This is a genomic window from Desulfovibrio sp. 7SRBS1 (assembly GCF_049723905.1).
GTDB lineage: Bacteria > Desulfobacterota > Desulfovibrionia > Desulfovibrionales > Desulfovibrionaceae.
This window is the reverse complement of record NZ_JBJKFD010000001.1, coordinates 2,687,792-2,705,459: the sequence shown is the minus strand read 5'-3', so window position 1 is coordinate 2,705,459 and position 17,668 is coordinate 2,687,792. Positions and strand designations below refer to the sequence as shown.

General features: G+C 56.2%; 14 protein-coding genes. 5 read left to right on the top strand and 9 right to left on the bottom strand.

Going from position 1 to position 17,668, the window contains the following annotated elements; translation table 11 throughout:
- Window positions 1–39 precede the first annotated feature (39 nt).
- From ACI0FJ_RS12260 to ACI0FJ_RS12235, 6 genes are all read right to left on the bottom strand, one after another.
- Window positions 40–1,134 (bottom strand): HprK-related kinase B, encoded by a 1,095-nt coding sequence (locus ACI0FJ_RS12260; protein WP_424303807.1) that lies wholly within the window; start codon window positions 1,132–1,134, stop codon window positions 40–42.
- Window positions 1,134–2,006 carry a GAK system ATP-grasp enzyme gene (locus ACI0FJ_RS12255; protein WP_424303804.1) on the bottom strand — a complete coding sequence of 291 codons (873 nt, stop codon included), beginning with the start codon at window positions 2,004–2,006 and terminating at the stop codon, window positions 1,134–1,136. The genes ACI0FJ_RS12260 and ACI0FJ_RS12255 overlap by 1 nt, the downstream gene beginning before the upstream one ends.
- A gap of 159 nt (window positions 2,007–2,165) precedes the next feature.
- The gene (locus ACI0FJ_RS12250; RefSeq protein ID WP_424303801.1) at window positions 2,166–3,806 is read right to left on the bottom strand and encodes a phosphate signaling complex PhoU family protein; all 1,641 of its coding nucleotides are present in this window, start codon (window positions 3,804–3,806) and stop codon (window positions 2,166–2,168) included.
- A 3-nt stretch (window positions 3,807–3,809) separates the two neighbouring features.
- The gene (locus tag ACI0FJ_RS12245) at window positions 3,810–4,097 is read right to left on the bottom strand and encodes an amphi-Trp domain-containing protein (RefSeq protein WP_424303798.1); all 288 of its coding nucleotides are present in this window, start codon (window positions 4,095–4,097) and stop codon (window positions 3,810–3,812) included.
- Window positions 4,098–4,160: 63 nt separating this feature from the next.
- Window positions 4,161–5,330, bottom strand: a complete 1,170-nt coding sequence (locus ACI0FJ_RS12240) for a hypothetical protein (RefSeq protein ID WP_424303795.1) — start codon at window positions 5,328–5,330, stop codon at window positions 4,161–4,163.
- A 241-nt stretch (window positions 5,331–5,571) separates the two neighbouring features.
- Window positions 5,572–6,099 (bottom strand): GAK system XXXCH domain-containing protein, encoded by a 528-nt coding sequence (locus tag ACI0FJ_RS12235; protein ID WP_424303792.1) that lies wholly within the window; start codon window positions 6,097–6,099, stop codon window positions 5,572–5,574.
- Window positions 6,100–6,313: 214 nt separating this feature from the next.
- Between ACI0FJ_RS12235 and ACI0FJ_RS12230 the strand changes: the two genes are divergently transcribed.
- The 5 genes from ACI0FJ_RS12230 to ACI0FJ_RS12210 all read left to right on the top strand — a co-directional run bounded on the left by ACI0FJ_RS12230 (window position 6,314) and on the right by ACI0FJ_RS12210 (window position 14,194).
- Entirely contained in the window at window positions 6,314–7,549 is a 1,236-nt protein-coding gene (locus tag ACI0FJ_RS12230; protein WP_424303789.1) for an inorganic phosphate transporter, read from the top strand.
- Window positions 7,550–7,570: 21 nt separating this feature from the next.
- The gene (locus ACI0FJ_RS12225) at window positions 7,571–8,239 is read left to right on the top strand and encodes a DUF47 domain-containing protein (RefSeq protein ID WP_424303786.1); all 669 of its coding nucleotides are present in this window, start codon (window positions 7,571–7,573) and stop codon (window positions 8,237–8,239) included.
- Window positions 8,240–8,884: 645 nt separating this feature from the next.
- Window positions 8,885–11,107 (top strand): bifunctional diguanylate cyclase/phosphodiesterase, encoded by a 2,223-nt coding sequence (locus ACI0FJ_RS12220; protein ID WP_424303783.1) that lies wholly within the window; start codon window positions 8,885–8,887, stop codon window positions 11,105–11,107.
- Between the two features lie 16 nt (window positions 11,108–11,123).
- Complete coding sequence (locus ACI0FJ_RS12215; RefSeq protein WP_424303779.1) at window positions 11,124–12,248, top strand: ABC transporter substrate-binding protein; 1,125 nt, start codon at window positions 11,124–11,126, stop codon at window positions 12,246–12,248.
- Complete coding sequence (locus ACI0FJ_RS12210) at window positions 12,248–14,194, top strand: sensor histidine kinase (protein ID WP_424303776.1); 1,947 nt, start codon at window positions 12,248–12,250, stop codon at window positions 14,192–14,194. Before ACI0FJ_RS12215 ends, ACI0FJ_RS12210 begins: the two co-directional genes overlap by 1 nt.
- A gap of 101 nt (window positions 14,195–14,295) precedes the next feature.
- Here the strand turns inward: ACI0FJ_RS12210 and phoU are convergent, their stop codons facing one another.
- The 3 genes from phoU to ACI0FJ_RS12195 all read right to left on the bottom strand — a co-directional run bounded on the left by phoU (window position 14,296) and on the right by ACI0FJ_RS12195 (window position 17,666).
- Window positions 14,296–14,964: a phosphate signaling complex protein PhoU gene (phoU, locus tag ACI0FJ_RS12205; RefSeq protein ID WP_424303773.1), complete on the bottom strand. Its 669-nt coding sequence runs from the start codon at window positions 14,962–14,964 to the stop codon at window positions 14,296–14,298.
- A 30-nt stretch (window positions 14,965–14,994) separates the two neighbouring features.
- On the bottom strand, window positions 14,995–15,756 hold the full coding sequence (gene pstB / locus ACI0FJ_RS12200; protein WP_424303770.1) for a phosphate ABC transporter ATP-binding protein PstB: 762 nt from the start codon (window positions 15,754–15,756) through the stop codon (window positions 14,995–14,997).
- Between the two features lie 77 nt (window positions 15,757–15,833).
- Window positions 15,834–17,666, bottom strand: a complete 1,833-nt coding sequence (locus tag ACI0FJ_RS12195; RefSeq protein ID WP_424303767.1) for an ATP-binding protein — start codon at window positions 17,664–17,666, stop codon at window positions 15,834–15,836.
- Window positions 17,667–17,668 lie beyond the last annotated feature (2 nt).

Below are 17,668 nucleotides of genomic sequence, written 5' to 3'. Positions count from 1 at the left end.
CGTTGCAAAGCAGAGCTGGGAAGATATGCCCCGGCGAATCTACTTGGAAAGTTCCTTGAGCAGGTCCACGCAGGCCTGGGCCGCTTCTTCAAAATGCACGCCGCCGGAGAGTTCCACCACCGGGCAGTCGCCCAGCATGTCCAGATAGGCCTGGCGGGAAAAATCACGGGCCCGGCTGGCATCGTCCCAATCGAAGAACAGGCCGAGGTCCTTCATAAAGGCGGGCATCAGTTCCGGGCGTTCGGCTATGTTGATGCGGCTCACCACCAGCGGGTCGTTGGTGCGTTTCCAGTTGAGCAGCACCAGGGCGGCCATCTTGCATTTGATGCGGAACTTGCCCGGTCCGAAGCATTCGTCGATGAAGGCGTCGTATTTGTATTCCAGGTCCCACAATTCGCTCTGGGGCATGGCCTCGAAGCGCTTGCGTTCGTCTTCGGGAATGACCGGGTTGAGCGCGCTGTTGTAGATGACCGTGCCGGGGTTGACCCTGGGCATCTTGGGCAGGCCGTGCATGATGAGCCCCTCGTCCGTGCGCTCCACCATCATGCGGTCGTTGGAAATGAAGTCTGTGCCGTGTTTCATGATGTGCAGGGCCAGGGTGGATTTTCCCATGCCCGCAAATCCGGCCATGGTCAGGCCGTACTCGCCCACGGCCACGCCCGAGGCGTGGTAGAGCATGCAGCCCCGCTTGATGAGCCGCTCGATGAAGCGGTTGTTGATGAAGTTGACGACCTGGTTGTCGTTTTCAATGCAGGGGCCAAGGGCCAGCTGCATGTTGTCGCCGAACATGAAGACCATGTCGGTGAGGCGCTTGCGCACCACGCGTCCGTCCCGGAAATCGGCAAATTCTTCCTTGATGCGCGTCTTGCCGGGATCGGGCTGCTTGATGGTGTATTCCAGGCCGTTGTTCACGATGGGGCATTCCAGGGCGGTCACTTCAATGTCGGCCTTGCCGTCCTCGTCCAGAAAATCGCGATAATAGTTGCGGAGCTTGTCGATGAGTTCCGACGAATTGGAGTGCACGTCGATGCGCGCGTCTCCGAAACGCAGTCCCATACGGGCGGACACGGGATACTTTTTCAGATACTCGGCCGCATAGTTCGTAACGGAGCCGGGAAGGTAGGAAGGCGTCATTACAGGTGCTCCAGTACGTAGGTGGCGTAGAGGTCGGCCGCGTTGATGCCGTTGGCGTCGAGCAGACCGCGGAAACCGCCGAATGCCGACACTTCGTAAATCTGCGGGCCGTCGGGCGTTTCAACCACGTCCACGCAGGTAAAGGCCATGTCGAACAGGGCCTGGGCCTTGTGCGCCAGGTCGATGATTTCCTGCGACGGGGTCTGGGCCACGTATTTTCCGCCTGTGCGGGTGGTGTTGTCCCAGCTTTTGCCGCTGCCCTTGCGGGCGTAGGTGGCAACGTATTCGCCGCCCAGAAAGGTGACGCCCAGGTCCATGCCCGGGTTTTCCACCATCTTCTGGATGTACATCACCTGGTTGCCGCCGTTCTGAAAGTCCTCGACGTGCTCACGCAGCTCGTTGCCCGGCTCGATAACCGTCATCCCGCGGGCCTTGGAGCTGAACAGGGGCTTGAACACGGTGCGTTGGTATTCCTCCACCGCCATCATGGCCTCTTCCACATCCTCGGTTATGGTGGTGGGGGGCATGGGGATGCCGCCCAGGCGCAGGCCCACCGTGCAGCTCAATCTGTCGATAAGCCGCATGATGCTTGTGGCCTTGGAAAAGACCGGCACGCCTTTCTGTTCCACCATGCGCAGCATTTCCAGTCTGTCCAACACGTTGGGGGAGTAGGAAGGGGCGATCTTCTTGACGATGACCCCGTCCAGCTTGGTCATGTCCAGGTCTTCGTACCAGACCGTGTTGTCCTCCAGGTTCATGCGGACACCGGCCATATCTACGAGAATCCGTTCTCCGGTCCTGGCTTCCACCGCATCTGCGAGGCGTTCGGTGGACCAGCCTCCGGGAATGCCGACAACGGCTATTTTTTTCATGTCGAATTTTCCTGTGACTAGGTTTCCTGTGACGACGCTATGGAAAAGGGGAAACACCCGTGGTTTCCTGCCTGCGCCGCATCAAACGGCTTTACTCTCGCGTTTTTCAGGTTCGTTCAGGCCGCATTCATTAACGGCCCAAATGGAACGGCCACGACGCTAGTAGTATCCAAGGGCTTTTACCGGCAGCTGGAAGTCCTCCCATTTGCCGCTGTGCGCTACGATTTTGCGCAGCAGGTAGACGGCGCGCATATACATGCTCCAGGCGAACGCGCGGTTGAGCTCAAAGCGCGTGGAGGTCAGGAACGAGCGGATAAGGCCCAGACACAGGCGCGCCTGAAAGGTGGTGTCGTTGTGTTTTTGGGCGAATTCCGTGGCAAACCGCAGCATTTCCTTCATGGCCAGTTCTATTCTGCTTCTTCCCTGGGCATCGAAGATGGGAAGGCGGAAGTTGGATACCAGAAAAACGGAAACATCCTGCACATAGTCCGTGTCGCACGAGCGGTGCAGGTCTATGTAGTGGATGCGTTGCTCCTGGTGGTCGTAAACAATGTTGTTGATGTTGAAATCGCCGTGGATGAATACGGAAAAAGGCGCGGAAAGTTCGTCGCAGATGCGGTGTGCTTCGCCCAGCAGCCCCTTGAGCGGGGGGATTGTGGCTTTGCCGATGCACATGACCGGATTGTTGAACTCGGGGTAGAGCCGGAAGACGTCTCCCAGCCTGGATTCGGCCTGGGGGATGAACCTGCCGTTCACCGGTTTGTTTTTCAGGGTCTGGTTCCAGACGTCGCGCACCGTGTTTTCCACCAGAAAAAGGGTATTCTTGATGGTTTCGTCGTCCGCGGTCAGGATGACGTCCTGCACGGTACAGCCGCCCAGAAATTCAATGAGCAGCGAAACCGAGTCGGTTTCCTCGCGCAGGGCGACCACCTTGGGCGGAAGCCCGGGCATGATCTCCTGCCAGCGTTCGATGTTCGCCTTTTCCTGCAGCAGCTTGGTGGGCTCGCCTTCCTTGAAGATGACGCCCTGCGATTCGCCGTCGTCCTTTTCGTTTTCCGAGGCCTTGACCTTGCCGATGCGGCAGCCGGAACGCGTCCCCCAGATGGAGTGGAATTCCACGTCGCTGATGGGCACTTCCTTGCCTGCGGCGGCCAGGGTGTCGCGCAGGGCATTGTACTGGCGAATCTTGAACTTCTCGCCCAGGATGAAGAAGATGACGGCTTCTCCGATGTTGAGCAGGGCGTCGCCGATGCGTTCCAGATAGCGGAAGATGAACAGGGTGGTGACCAGGTTCCCGGTTTCCACGCCCGCGCGCAGCTCATGCTGGATGCGGTCGAACTGGGCCTTGTACAGTTTGTCCAGGGCGTGTTCGCTCATGCATATTTTAAATGCCAGGGACATGTCCTGCTTGAACAGGGAAGCTAATATCTTGTCCAGCGCGGTGAAGATTTCGTCGAAAAAGGGTTGGTAGTCGTAGCGGGTGATGAAGCCAGGATCGGTAAGATACTGGGTCTGCACCGCTATGTTCACGGCATGGTCGGCCAGCCGTTCCAGGTTGTTGGCAATGATGTGCGCGGCGCGCAGTCTGTCCACCCCGCGTTTGTCTATCTGCTTGTCGCCGTGAATGCGCGAAAAACAGATGTTTTCGACAACGCTTTTCATGTTGTCGATGTAGTTGTCGCGGCTGCGTACCCTGTCTACGGCTTCCGGGCTGGTCTGTTTGAGGCATACCAGCGTGTTCTCCACCTGCTTGGTTACGTCAAGCAGCATGAAGCGTATATTTTGTTCCAGGTCTTTCATGGGTTACTGGTCCTTGTGCAGCGCCTTGATGACCAGGGGGGCGTCGTCCTTGGAGTCCTCGTTTGTTTCCTTCCAGCCGAACTTGATGCTCAGTTTGCGGCGCGAGCCTTTTTTCTTGGCCTCTATGGTCAGCCCCAGCAGGCCCTGCGGGCGGTAGACCACTTCCTTGTCCTGCGAGGCGAACAGCAGCTCGCCGGAACGGAAGCCCTCGGTTATGGCCTCCAGGTAGGAGATGATGGTTTCAATGTCCTGCACGGACTCGTATTTGAAGTTCTTCAGATCGTCGCTCATAAGTTCCACTCCATGCTCCGAGCCGGTTTGCTCCGGCGCGGGGGCCACGCGGCCCTGGTATTATCAGCCCAGACGGGCTTTGTATTCCTGGATGAATTTGGACCGGCTGATGTTGTTTCGGATCAGGCTCTTGCGTACGGCCAGGTCGTCCCATGCCGGTTGCAGCCCGATTTCGCGCGCGGCCTTCTGTTTGTTCTGGTGTTGTGGGGCCTTGGTTTTTTCGCCCATGTGGCAGTCGTCCCCCATGCTGATGAGCACGGGGCGTTCGCTGGTGTTGCGTGTCCGGTTGCGGTCGTTGACCGCATTGATGAGAAATTCCGTGTATTCGCGGGACTGGGGGTTCCAGACCTCGATGGCGTCCACGTCGTATCCGGCCAGCAGAATGGGCCAGAACTGCTCGGGGTGCGGGATGATGATACCTGCCCCGTGGGTCCGCGCTTCCTCGATGATTTCCGAGGCGCGGTAGAAGAATTTAAGGGAAAAGTGCGACTTGACGATAACCTTGACGGCTTTGAGAAAAACCTGGGCCTTGTTGATGAGGCCCTCGCCGTAGTCGGTGCGCAGCTCGTCGAAAAAGTTGCGCAGCAGTTTGTTCTTGACGGATTCGCGCGGAACCCGCGACCAATTGTCTTCCAGCATCTTCTGGATCTTGAGGGTATACAGCCGGACGAATTCCACCACGCCCGCGTCGGTGTTGCTTTTGGCCGCGGCTTTCTGGGCCCGTTCCTCCATGTCCGGCGAAACCACCGAGTGCATGAAGTCGAACAGCTGCGAAGACCGGTACTGGAAGGTGTGGGACAGCATGGCACGCAGGGTGTCCGCATCCTGGACGTTTTCTTCCTTGAAGTGCAGCAGCAGCTGGACCTTGCGGTTGAATCCGCTGGAATAGCAGTCCACCTCAACTCCCGTGTACCCGTTCAGCGACATGAGCACGTTGTGCTGGGTAGGCACCAGCAGTTCGGTCTTGCGGTTGGGGAACATGGTGTCTATGCGCTTGACGATGAGGTCCATGGGCACGAATTCCGGATGCCAGTGCACAGCCAGGACATGTTCCTGCTTGGGATAGATTGTCATGGGCTCGACAATCTGCTTGCGTTGGGTCGTATTGAGCGTTGTCGAGATGATGCGGTCGAAGATTTCCAGATCCCGGGCGGTTATTTCCCTTGGAATGGTCGACGTATCGATGCTTTCGCAGCGAGCCTCGTCCTCTTGCGCTGACTTCACGATCTTCATGTTGGGTATCTCTTAGCTGATTTTTGTTACGGGGCAATTTCGACCCGGTGACTCTGGGGGCGAATGTTTGCGGTCCGGCGGAAGAGTGCTCCCCGTGCCGCGGGTGCTCCCCGTGCTACGGGCGGCTGCCTGGGCATGGGCGGCAGAGCGGCAAACAACCCTGCTGACGTACAACGCGCCTGCATCCCGACGGAACCTTGCACTTGGGCCACCCCCTGCCGCAACCGCATGGCTGCCCGCGTTATTTATACTCGTCGTGACATTGTTTTTTCACAACGTCCATACGTCCCAGCGCCTGGGAAAACGCCTCGGCGTCGCCCGATGCGGCTGCCGCCTGCACATCCTGCATGGTGGCCTTGAATGCGGCGTAGTACTCCTCGCCTTCGTCCGGGAAGGAAATCATCAGCTCGCAATCGTCCAGGAACTCCCGCAAAAGGGCCGGATCGGGCAATTGCCCTGCGGCTGCCACTTCCAACAGATCCTTCCAGGGCTTTTTCATACTTTTTTTCAAGCTCTTGTACTTGGGAAGTCCGGAAGAGTCGTCCGTGCCGGATTCGGCAGGGCTGTCGTGTTTGATGCGTACGGCCACGCGGCAGCCGTCTTCGTCGCGTTTGATGGTCAGTTTTACCGTACTGAAGTCTGATACGTCCACCGGAGTGTCTGTAAAGTCGAGGGCTCCGGTTTCCAATGCTTTGCCCAGCCGGGCAAGGATGTCCCGCATCTCTGTGGGGCCGGCTGCGAATTCGATTTTTGTCTTTTTGGTAGCCATTGGTCCTCCTGAGAACATGCGTCGTGAAGAGTTGCAATTCTTAGCGCAGGCTGGGACCGTTCACCCGCCCGGATTGTTGCAAGTCCATTACAGTTGCGTTACAATCTTCCAGTTAAATTGATAAGTTCCCAACATACATAACACAGTCTTTGTGACAAATCGATATCGCCTGATTCCGGGCATTACCTCCGTATTACGTAGGAACGCGAAATCCATGGACTTTTACGATATTTTTCTCGTACTTTCCCTTCTGGCCGGCTTTCTTATGGCGTTCAATCTGGGCGCCAACGATGTGGCCAACTCCATGGCCTCGGCCGTGGGAGCGCGGGCCATCAGCGTACGTCAGGCCGTACTCATTGCCGGTATTCTGAACTTCGTCGGCGCCACCTTTCTCGGAGCGCAGGTCACCGCCACAATCAGCAAGGGCATCATCAATCCGGCCAGTATTCACGACCCCAAAATAATGACCCTGGGCATGTTCGCGGCCCTGCTTTCCGCCGGGGTATGGGTTCTGGCAGCCACCCTGACCTCGCTGCCGGTTTCGTCCACCCATTCCATCGTGGGCAGCATCCTGGGCTTCGGTTTCGTGGCCGGTGGCCCGGAAGTGGTCAACTGGCTCAAGCTTGGCGGCATTGTCATGTCCTGGATCATCTCTCCGTTTTTTGCCGCGCTCATCGCCTTTCTCATTTTTCATCATATCCGATGGCGTATCTTCGCGGCCAAGAATTTTGTGGAAAAAGCCGTGCGCTGGGCTCCCCGATGGCTGGGGCTGACAACCATACTCATCGGCCTTTCCTTCATGTACAAGACTCCTGTAGGAAAAAAGATGGCCTTGCCTGCGGGGGCCTCGCTTCTTCTGGTTGCCGTTCTCGGCCTTGTGGTGTGGCTTGTGGGACGGTGGATAGCCAGACGGCTTGTCCCCGACCCCGAGGAAGGAGCAGAGGCCGTGGAGCGCATCTTTCGCAAACTGCAGATCTTTACTTCCTGCTACGTGGCCCTTTCGCAGGGTGCCAACGACGTGGCCAACGCCATCGGCCCGGTGGCCGCCATCTATCTGCTGGCCAAAAACCACAGCCTGGCGGCCCAGGCGCCTGTTCCCATGTCCATGCTCCTCCTGGGGGGAGTGGGCATTGCCGTGGGGATCGCCCTGCTGGGTAAAAACGTCATCAGCACAGTGGGGGAAAAGATCACCACATTGACCAATACGCGCGGTTTCGCCGTGGACTTTGCCGCGGCAACCACCGTTTTGGCGGCCTCCAAAATGGGGCTGCCAGTATCCACCACGCATGCGGCGGTCGGCGCCGTTACCGGTGTGGGATTGGCAAGAGGATTTCAGGCTGTTGATTTCGGAGTGCTGGGTAAAATTGTTGTGTACTGGGTTCTTACTGTTCCCATCGCCGCCTTCACCAGCATTGTTATTTTCCAGATACTGAAATGGTCGCTGCTTTAGGCGACCGTAAGGAGAACGCATATGCAAGTACCATTTTTCGGAATGCTGAGCACGCGCTCCCCACTCAATGGCCTTCGGGAACATTACGACACAATTTCCGAGTGCCTTGATTTGGTGCGTGACTCCCTGAGCTGCTTTGTGTCCGAAGGGCCCTGCCGCAGTTATCAGGACCTGGCCGCTAATGTCGACGCCCTGGAAAGCCGCGCAGACAAGATAAAGCGGCGCATTCGCAACAAGTTACCGCGCAATCTGTTCATGCCCGTGGATAAGACCCTGTTTCTGGAGTACACCACGGCGCAGGATAATGTTCTGGACGCGGCCCAGGAGTGCATCTACTGGCTTGCCATGCGCCCGGTGACCGTTCCGCAGGATGTGCGCGGAGAGCTTCTGGACTTTTTGGAAGATGTCTTCGCAAGCATGGAGCTGCTCGGACCCGCGCTGCAGAGCACCATTGCCTTTATCTGCTCGGACAAGGCCTCCCGCGAAAATGTGAAAGTCGCCATGCGGGAGGTGCGCAACAACCACCGCAAGGTTTCGCGCATGAAATATCCGCTCATAGCCGCCATATATCGTTCGGACCTGGACTTTCACGACGTGTATCAGCTTATTCACGTCATCTTCACCCTGCACGACATGAGCCACAACAGCAGGCGGTGCGCCGAGTTGTTGAGGGCCATGATTGCGAGGTGAGTGAAAAAAGCATGCCACCGGCGTTGCTGTGGTGTACAGCGAAGCCTTGTGTACGGAAGAGTACACTTCGGAGCTAACAGGCTGCTGAAAACAACGCATTAGCTGCGTTACTTCAAAAGATTCAAATCCTTGCGTATCAGGAAATACGCGTCGTCCTTGAATCTTTCTCGCGCCTTGCTTCCGCATCGTTTTGATCAGCCTGCGTTTTTGTCCCTATGTGGACATCCGCGGCCGCTCACGTGCGGTTCTGAAAAACAAAGGAATTCTTTGTCCTGCTTCATACATAAAGCCCCTTCCGGCCCAACAGCCGGAAGGGGCTTTATGTTTTCGGCTTTCCCGGCAGCACGGGAAAAAGCCTGCCCCGCCCGTGACCAGACTGTGCCGGGCCGGTTCCCCAGAGGCACGGCTCTTTAATCGATTTCCGTGTTTCTCCCCACCCTGCGCGGGCCGGGGGGATTTTTTTTCCTCCAGGTCCAAAGAAATAATACATAGATTCTGTTGAACCACCTATTTAATGAGTGTATTCCTTCAAGTACTCTCTATTTTGGGTGACGGAACGTTACCGTTGGCCGGGCAGCAAATGAAAGTGGACGCTGGACACGTTGCAGCAGGAAAATCACTCACCCTGGCGGAAGGCATTGTGTAATGGAAGACGAGCTCCTTTTCAGCGAGGAAAGTGCCGGGAACTTTGACGTGCAGGGAGAGCAGTCCCCTTGGATAATCCTGATTGTCGATGACGATCCGGACGTGCACGAAACTACGGTATTCTCGCTTCGCGACAGTCTTGTTCTTGGAAAGCCTTTGGAGTTTCTTCACGCATATTCCGGGAAGGAAGCCATTGACGTTCTGCAGAAAAATCCGGGCGTTGCCCTTATTCTGCTGGATGCGGTCATGGAAACCGAGAAAGCCGGGCTGACAGCGGTGCAGATCATCCGGGAAGAACTCGGGATGGAAGATGTGCGGATTATCCTGCGCACGGGGCAACCCGGACAGGTCCCCGAGTTGGACACCATCGCCAAGTACGACATCAACGACTACAAAACCAAAAACGAGATGACGCGCACCAAGCTGCTGACGGCCATTATCGGGGCGTTGCGGTCGTGGCAGCAGATACAGCGTATAAACAGCAGCAGGCGCGGTCTTGAAAAGATCGTCCAGGCGAGCAACAAATTTATTGTGGAGCAAGGGCTTCAGCACTTTGCCGAAGGGGTCATCACCCAGATGGCCGGGGTGTTCGGCGTGGAGCCCGAAGGGATTGTGTGCGCATCCGACGGCGGAAAAAAAGTGTTTTCAGAAGATGAATACCTGGTGATTGCCGCGGCCGGAAAGTACAAGACGCTCATCAACAGAACAATTCATAAAGAGGACGATGAAAATTTATTTTGTATCATACGCGATACGCTGAAGAACAAGACAAATTATATCGGAAAGAACAGCGTGTCATTTTTCTTTACCGACTCGTATAATAAAAATTATGCCACATGGATACATACAAGACGCTCATTGAGTGAAGTAGACACTGATCTTTTGGAGATTTTTTGTACAAATATATCGCTCTGCGCAAATAACATTGAGCTTGTAAAACGTCTCAAGCTACAGGCATGGGAAGATACCGTATTCAAAATACCGAACATGGCGGCGCTTCTTGAAAGAATAAGAGATTGCCTCGAAGAAGACGATGTATCCAATAAGGATTTAATAGTTCTTGATATAGACGGATTCTATCATATCAACGAAATGCTGGGCTATGACTACGGAGATATCATACTTAGATCGCTCATTGCGCGTCTTCGTGAATTGTTTGATGAATCCGTCTTCATTGCCCGAATTGCGTCGGATGCTTTTGCTGTGTTGTGCTGCAATGACGATTTTTGTTCGGACAAGTACCCCTTCATTACCTCCATGCTCATCAATCCGCCGGACGGAGAGCGCGAGCTTTCCGTTTCCGTGGGCGTGACCCGCCTGAATCCCCTGCTGGGCGGGGCATCGACGCAGCTGCGCAACGCGGTCATAGCCATGAAGCGGGCCAAGACAGAAGGGATTGGGCAGATAGCCCGGTATTCCACGCAGATGGGAGAAGAGGCAAGAAAGGGAATTCGGCTTCTCCAGGGGCTCAAAGAGGCATTTGCAAACCGGCAGTTGTTTCTCGTGTTTCAGCCTCAGGTGTCGCTGGAGGATAAAAGGGTTTTCTGTTGCGAGGCCCTGCTGCGCTGGAAGAACGACAAGGGAGAGTTCATCCCCCCGGACCGGTTTATTCCGTTGGCGGAGCAGGCGGGGCTTATCGTCCCCATGGGAGCCTGGGTGCTGAGGGAATCGCTGGCAGCGCTCAAGCGGATCCATGGCGCGGGCTTTCCGCATATGCGCATGGCCGTCAATGTTTCCGCTCCGCAGCTTCGGCGCAACAATAATTTCCTGGAAGTTCTCGACACCGCGCTTGATGAGTCCGGGATTGATCCCCGCTTGCTCGAGCTGGAAATAACCGAATCCGTTTCCGCCTTTGGCATTGAAGATGTTCAGAAACTCTTCAATGGGATTCGTGAACGTGGTATAAGCATAGCCATAGATGATTTTGGAACCGGATATTCCTCACTTTCTTCCATAGACCGTTGGCCGGTGGACCGTCTGAAGATTGACCGGACGTTTGTGCGCAACATGGACAAGAAGAAAGACGGCGCCAGACTCATCGATCTGGTCATTCCCCTGGGCAATCGTCTTTCCATGCGGGTTCTCGCGGAAGGGGTTGAAACCGAAGACCAATTGCAGAGGTTGCAGCAATTGGGGTGCCATGAAGTGCAGGGGTATTTTTTTTCCGAGCCTCTTGAGCTTGAAGACTTTATTGACTGGATGAAAAGCTACGCCAACAACTAACCCGGGGGGGGAAGTGATGTCCAAGTACAGTGTTGTCTTGTCTGTTATGGCTGCGCTGCTCTCTGCACTTGTACTCCTTGGCGGGTGTTCCGATGACAAGACGCCGATACGGCTGGGCCTGGTGGGAGGGCTTTCCGGGGAAAACGTGGACCTTGGGCAGGCCGGAAGAAACGGAGCCCTCCTGGCTGTGGACGAGATCAACCAGTCCGGAGGGGTGAACGGCCGTCCCGTGGAGTTGGTGATTCGTGACGACAAGAACAGGCGCGACGGCGCCATTTCCGCCACGAAAGACCTTGTTGAGGAGGGAGTTGTCGCCATTGTCGGCCCGTTTACGACCACTATGGCCGAGGCGGTACGAACCGTGAGCGAACCCAAACACATACTTGTCTTTTCTCCTACCGCCTCGTCCGTCCGCCTGGCTGGTTTGGATGACAGTTTTTTTCGTCTTTGTTCATCCACCACGGACCAGGCCAGCCATTATGCCGAGTTAATGGTCAAGCAAAAGGGGCTGCGGCGCATCTCCCTGGTTGCGGCCAAGGATAATCTTTCGTTCGTGAAGAGCTGGGTTGATGAGTACAAAAGAAGGATCGCCGCATACGGAGGGGAGCTGGTGGCGGAGGTCTGGTATGATTTCAGTACCATGAGCGGCTTCGGAGATGTGGTCCGGGACCTGCTTGCGCCCAAGCCCGATGCGGTGATGTTCGTTGCCAATGCCGTGTCTGTCGCCCGCATGGCGCAGCAGGTTCGCAAGAGTGACAAGACCACGCCGATTTTCGCTTCCGAATGGGCTGGCACCCAGCAGATTATTGAACTCGGCGGCAAGGCCGTCAACGGCTTGGTCGTTATCCATATCTTCAATAAATACGGCAAGGAAAAGCCGTTTCTCCGTTTTGTCAAGGAATACCAAAGCCAGTTCAAGAGCGACCCCAGTTTTTCGAGCGTCATCGCCTACGAGGTCGTGAAGATTCTGGCGAGCGCCTTGGAAAAGAAGACCCCGAAAGAGTCCCTTAAACAAGCCATCCTGAAGAACGGGCCGTATCAGGGGCTGCAGCAGTCGTTCGCTATTGATGCGTACGGAGACACCGTCCGGCAGGCCCATTTTGTGGTTGTCAACGGGACGCAGTTCTCACCGGTGTACTGATGGCAAAATATGCTTTCCCATTCCGCTGGTTCATCATACTTCTGACCACGCTGATCACACTGATCACGCTGGCGGTTTCGGGAACGGCTATTTTTCGATTCCAGGCACGGGCTATCAACAATAAGGCTGCCAGGGAGGTTCCGAAGACGGTTCAGAACCTGGCCCTGCGTACCGAAGCCATGCTGCAAAGCGTTGAGCAGTCGCTCATTACGCTGACGCATGCCTGTGGCGTGATGGACAAGGATCGTTTTGCCCATCTGCTGGTGGCCACAATGCGTACGCAACCGTACATCCGGTCCATGTACTTTCTTGATAAGGCCGGCAAGACGGTTGCCGTGTGGAAGCCCGGAGGCGTAGATCCGCAACATCCGGACTATATAGGCATAGATTTTTCCTACACTCCCCTGTTTCACAACCTGGGCACCACGTCCGAACCGGTATGGAGCGACAAGTTCGTGTCCGCCCTGGCCGGGGATACGTCCATTGGAGTGGGTGTCCGTATCGGAGAATATACCGCCATAGCGGAACTGGAACTGTACGCTTTGCTTCAGACGGTGAAAACCGCCTCCGATCCGAATCTCCGGCTGTGGGTCATCGACAGGCTGGGTGAGGTGCTGGTGGATACGGAGCAGCAGCACTCGGCAGAAGTTCTCAATTTCCGCAACGAACCGGTCGTGGAACTGGCCCTGAGCGGAAAAAAGCTTCCGGACACCGTGAAACTGGCGGGGAATTTCTACCATCCGGGTGCATCCCGTTCCGAAAAACTGGGCTGGCTGTTTTTGGCGGGGGTTCCGGTGGGGTTGGATAATCCGCTGATACGGGCGACATTGGCAGATATCCTTATGTTTTCAGGGTCTTTTCTTGTCATAGCGCTGCTTCTTTCACCGTTCTGGTCCAACATCATCGCGTCGCAGTTATATTCGCTCCGGCAATTGGCCGACCGTATTGCCGACGGTAATCCTCCTGCCGGCTACCCAAAAGGCAGAATCAAGGAGTTCAACGAGCTTTCCGGGTACCTGCAGGTAATGTCCGACCGTATCCTCAAGCGTGAAGATGCCCTGAGGGAATTGAACCAGGAGCTGGAACAACGGGTACTGGCGCGCACAAAGGAACTGGAAACCACAAATAACGAATTGATGGAATCCATTGAGCACAACATGAAGATGCAGGATCTTCTTGTGCAGACCGAGAAGGCGGCGGCTCTCGGACGGCTGGTGGCCGGAGTCGCGCACGAGCTGAACACGCCCATCGGGAACACGGTGATGGTGGTGAGCACCTTTGGAGAGGATCTCAAGGGAATCGAGGAGGAGCTGCAAAAGGGGCTGCGCAAATCCTCTCTGGAGCAGTTCATCACCAAGTCCAGGCAGGGGGTGGAGATTGCCGAACGCAACATCGAGCGGGCAGCGGAGTTGATAAGCAGCTTCAAACATGTGGCCAGCGACCAGACAAGTTCGGTCAGAAGGCGGTTTTCCCTTGCCGGGATGATCGACGACGTGCTTCTGACCCTGCATCCCATGCTGAAACGCAGTCCGCACAAGGTGGAGACGCATATAGAGAAGGACCTGAATCTGGACAGTTATCCCGGAGTTATCGGGCAGATCATAACCAACCTGATAACCAACGCGCTGACCCATGGCTGGGACGAGGGGGAGCAGGGAACCATCACCATCAATGTCCGCAGCGCCGAAAAGGAAGGCTGGGTCGATATCAGCGTGGCAGACAACGGCAAGGGGATTCCGGAATCCATGCGGGACAAGATTTTTGACCCGTTTTTCACAACACGGATGGGGCGTGGCGGCACAGGGTTGGGACTGAATATCGCCTACAACGGCGCCCGCAACATCCTGGGCGGGGACCTGCGTTTTGAAAGCACGCAGGGCAAGGGAACGACTTTTTACCTGGAGTTTCCAAGTGTGGCCCCGGTTATGGAAACCAGCCGGGCCTGACGGCGGCAGGTGGTGAGTACGCGTGTATTTCCAGCGCAAAAAAAACAATCCCCCTTACGGCACTGGCCGTAAGGGGGATTGTTTTTGTCTGCTCGGGCGCTCTAGTAGGGGCGGCAGGTTTGGCGGATGTCTATACCCTTGATGATGAAAATGATGTTTTCCGCAATGTTGGTAGCCAGGTCACCCACGCGTTCCAGGCATTTGGCGGAAATGATATTGTGGACGGCGCGTTCCACGGAACGGCTTTCCTGGATCATATAGTCGATGTAATGGGTCAGGATTTTCAGGTTCAGGGTGTCTGCCTTGGCGTCCATTTCGCAGACCTTTTGGGCCAGGTCGGGGTCGCCCGTGTTGAAAGCTTCGATGACGATCTTGAGCATGGCCTGGGCCGTGTCGGAAAGCTCGGCCATGAGCGGGTTATGGGGCAGTGCCGGACGCTGCGCAAGCAACAGGGCGCGTTCCGAGATGTTCACGGCCTGGTCGCCCACCCGTTCCAGGTTGGAAGCGATGTAGGTGCAGCCAAGGACGAAGCGGAGGTCGCGGGCTACGGGCTGGTCCAGCGCCATGAGCCTGAGCGCCTTTTCATCGATGGTGTACTGAAGTTCGTTGATGTTGCAATCGTTGTCGATGACCTCCTGGGCCATTTCCGTATTGCGGTCAACATAGGCCTGAAGTGCCTGACTTATGGCCTTCTGACACGATGCGGCCATTTCCAGCACCTTGAGGCGCAGCAGGTCGCATTCCTGTTCGAGATGCAGTTTTGATTCCATGTGCTCAATCCTCCGTCGTCACTTGATGGATCAACCGAAACGTCCGGTAATGTAGTCTTCTGTTTGTTTGTTTTTGGGCCGTGTGAAGAGCGTTTCCGTCTTGTCTGTCTCGATGAGTTTGCCCATGTAGAAAAAGGCGGTGACGTCGGATACACGTGCAGCCTGCTGCATGCTGTGGGTAACGATGATGATGGTGAAGTTCTTCTTCAGCTCGAAGATAAGCTCCTCTATCTTTTGCGTGGCAATGGGGTCGAGTGCGGAACAGGGTTCGTCCATGAGCAGGACTTCCGGCTCCACGGCCATGGCCCGGGCAATGCAAAGGCGCTGCTGCTGTCCGCCGGACAGTCCCAGAGCCGATTCGTTGATCCGGTCCTTCACCTCGTCCCACAGGGCCGCGCCCTTGAGGCTTACTTCCACGCGTTCGGCAATGAGGTTCTGGTCGTGGATGCCGTTGACGCGCAAGCCGTAGGCCACGTTTTCGAAAATGGTTTTGGGAAAGGGGTTGGGTTTCTGAAAGACCATGCCCACGCGGCGGCGCAATTCCACCACGTCCACCTTGGGGTCGTAGAGCTGCCCGTCATCCAGGGTCAGGGAGCCTTCGACCCGGGTGCCGGGGATGAGGTCGTTCATACGGTTGAGGCAACGCAGAAACGTACTTTTTCCGCAGCCGGAGGGGCCTATGAGGGCTGTAACCTGATTTTCGTTGAAATCGAGGTTGATGGCGTCCAGAGCCTTGAAATTTCCATAATAGAAATTTAGCTTTTGGGCGCTCATTTTTGATATTTGGCTCATGGATGTAAACCGTCCTTGTCCTGTCATTTGTATCGATCAGGAAAATTTTTTGAATCCTGCGACGTACCGAGGAACGTCTAAGTTTGCACGGCTTCCGTTTCGGAATTGTTGCGGTTGGGTTTCATTAAGCTGAAGAAAAAGACCGCGCCCTTGTCCGTTCCTTCCACCGGGCTTTGCAGCCATATCTCCCCGCCGTGTCCCTCGATGATGTGCTTGGTGATGGCCAGCCCCAGGCCCGAAGAACCAGGAAGCCTGTTGCTGTGCGACTCCAAACGGTAGAAGCGCTCGAAAATCCGTTCCTGTTCGTTTCTGGGAATTCCGGGGCCGTCGTCCTTGACCCACAGCACCACCCGGTCTTCTTCGGGAATGGTCCCGACGCTGACATGGGATTTTTCCGGACTGTAACGGATGGAGTTTTCAACCAGGTTGCGAAAGACCTGAACAAGCCGGTCAAAATCGGCAATGACCCACAACTTGTCGCCGGTAATTTCGTTGGTCAGCGTAATGTTGCGGTCGTCCGCCAGGGGCTGGCATTCGCGGAAAGCGGAATTGACGGCAGCTCCGGCATCTACCTTGCGAATTTCCAGCTTCTGCCGCCCGGCTTCCAGGCGGGACAGGCTGAGCAGGTCGCCGACGATCTTGGTCATGTGGTTGGCGTTTTTGAGGATGACCTCCAGAAAACGCGCCGACGCCTTGGAAATGCCCTTTTCATTGTCCAGCAGGGTTTCGGCGTAGCCCTTGATGGAGGTAAGGGGGGTGCGCAGCTCGTGCGACACATTGGCTACAAAGTCGCGGCGGACCCGTTCCAGGTGCTTGAGTTCGCTGATGTCGTGAAACACGGCCACGGCGCCAAGGTCTGTGTCTTCCCTGGCAAGGGGCACGATGCTGACGTCGTACACATTGCTGCCGTCGGGTTCTATCAGCATGGTCTTCATGCGGGAGTCTTCGGCGGTTTTGGCGGTCAGGGCCGCGTCGCAGGCCTGCTGCAGGCTGGAATCCACCACCACTTCAATGGGCCGTTTGCCGAGTCCGCCCGCCATCTTGGGGAAAATGCCGACCATGGCCTTGTTGAAGGAGCGGATGCGTCCCTGGGTGTCCAGCACCATCACGCCTTCCTTCATGCTTTCCAAGATGGCTTCAAGCTGCTGGTTCTGTTCGGTGATGGTGTGAATCTGCCCTCGTATGTTCTGGGCCATCTTGTTGATGGAATTGGCCAGGGGCGAAAATTCCCGTCCCGGATAAAAGAGCATGCGCCGGTTGTAGTCGCCTTCGCCAATGGCCGTGGCAATGGTGGTCATGTTCTGGATTTGGCGGCCCAGGTAGCGGGTGATGACCCAGCACAGGGGCAGGGCCAGTATGAAGGTGAGGGCCACTCCGATGAGGAGGTTGCCGATAAGCCGGTCCTTGCGGTCCATAAGCGTTGCCACGGGCATGGCAATGCGCAGGATTCCGTCGGGCAGGCCGTCGGACGGGGAAATCCGGTCGGCTATGTAGATGAGCTTTGTGCCCAGCGTATCGCTGTAGCGGGAGCTGAGCCCCAGCTTGCCGGACATGGCGGTCATCACTTCCGGGCGGTGGGAGTGGTTGTCCATATGGCCCAAATCCCTGTAGAGCACGTCGGAATCGGCCATGACCTTGCCGCTGTCGGCAATGTAGGTGAGCCGGACGTGCAGGTCCGTGCCCACTACTTTGAACCACTGGTTCAGGGCTTCCGTATCGTTGAAATGCAGGTCCTTTTCCAGCATGCGTCCGACCAGACGGAGCAGGCGTTCGGCATCTGTTTCGCTTTCTACCTGAAGGTCCTGCGTCACCACATGGCCCGAATACCACATGGGCAGAACCAGCGAGATGACGATAAGCAGCAGGAAGCTCCAAAGGAGCCGGGCCCTGAAGGAAAGGTTTTTTACCATGC

What these genes read in the sequence shown, in the direction of transcription:
- ACI0FJ_RS12230 (WP_424303789.1), top strand. Translation starts at nt 6,314, where the DNA reads ATGGACTTTTACGATATTTTTCTCGTACTTTCCCTTCTGGCCGGCTTT.
- ACI0FJ_RS12260 (WP_424303807.1), bottom strand. Translation starts at nt 1,134, where the DNA reads ATGACGCCTTCCTACCTTCCCGGCTCCGTTACGAACTATGCGGCCGAG.
- ACI0FJ_RS12245 (WP_424303798.1), bottom strand. Translation starts at nt 4,097, where the DNA reads ATGAGCGACGATCTGAAGAACTTCAAATACGAGTCCGTGCAGGACATT.
- phoU (WP_424303773.1), bottom strand. Translation starts at nt 14,964, where the DNA reads ATGGAATCAAAACTGCATCTCGAACAGGAATGCGACCTGCTGCGCCTC.
- ACI0FJ_RS12255 (WP_424303804.1), bottom strand. Translation starts at nt 2,006, where the DNA reads ATGAAAAAAATAGCCGTTGTCGGCATTCCCGGAGGCTGGTCCACCGAA.
- ACI0FJ_RS12240 (WP_424303795.1), bottom strand. Translation starts at nt 5,330, where the DNA reads ATGAAGATCGTGAAGTCAGCGCAAGAGGACGAGGCTCGCTGCGAAAGC.
- ACI0FJ_RS12250 (WP_424303801.1), bottom strand. Translation starts at nt 3,806, where the DNA reads ATGAAAGACCTGGAACAAAATATACGCTTCATGCTGCTTGACGTAACC.
- ACI0FJ_RS12210 (WP_424303776.1), top strand. Translation starts at nt 12,248, where the DNA reads ATGGCAAAATATGCTTTCCCATTCCGCTGGTTCATCATACTTCTGACC.
- ACI0FJ_RS12215 (WP_424303779.1), top strand. Translation starts at nt 11,124, where the DNA reads ATGTCCAAGTACAGTGTTGTCTTGTCTGTTATGGCTGCGCTGCTCTCT.
- ACI0FJ_RS12195 (WP_424303767.1), bottom strand. Translation starts at nt 17,666, where the DNA reads ATGGTAAAAAACCTTTCCTTCAGGGCCCGGCTCCTTTGGAGCTTCCTG.
- pstB (WP_424303770.1), bottom strand. Translation starts at nt 15,756, where the DNA reads ATGAGCCAAATATCAAAAATGAGCGCCCAAAAGCTAAATTTCTATTAT.
- ACI0FJ_RS12220 (WP_424303783.1), top strand. Translation starts at nt 8,885, where the DNA reads ATGGAAGACGAGCTCCTTTTCAGCGAGGAAAGTGCCGGGAACTTTGAC.
- ACI0FJ_RS12235 (WP_424303792.1), bottom strand. Translation starts at nt 6,099, where the DNA reads ATGGCTACCAAAAAGACAAAAATCGAATTCGCAGCCGGCCCCACAGAG.
- ACI0FJ_RS12225 (WP_424303786.1), top strand. Translation starts at nt 7,571, where the DNA reads ATGCAAGTACCATTTTTCGGAATGCTGAGCACGCGCTCCCCACTCAAT.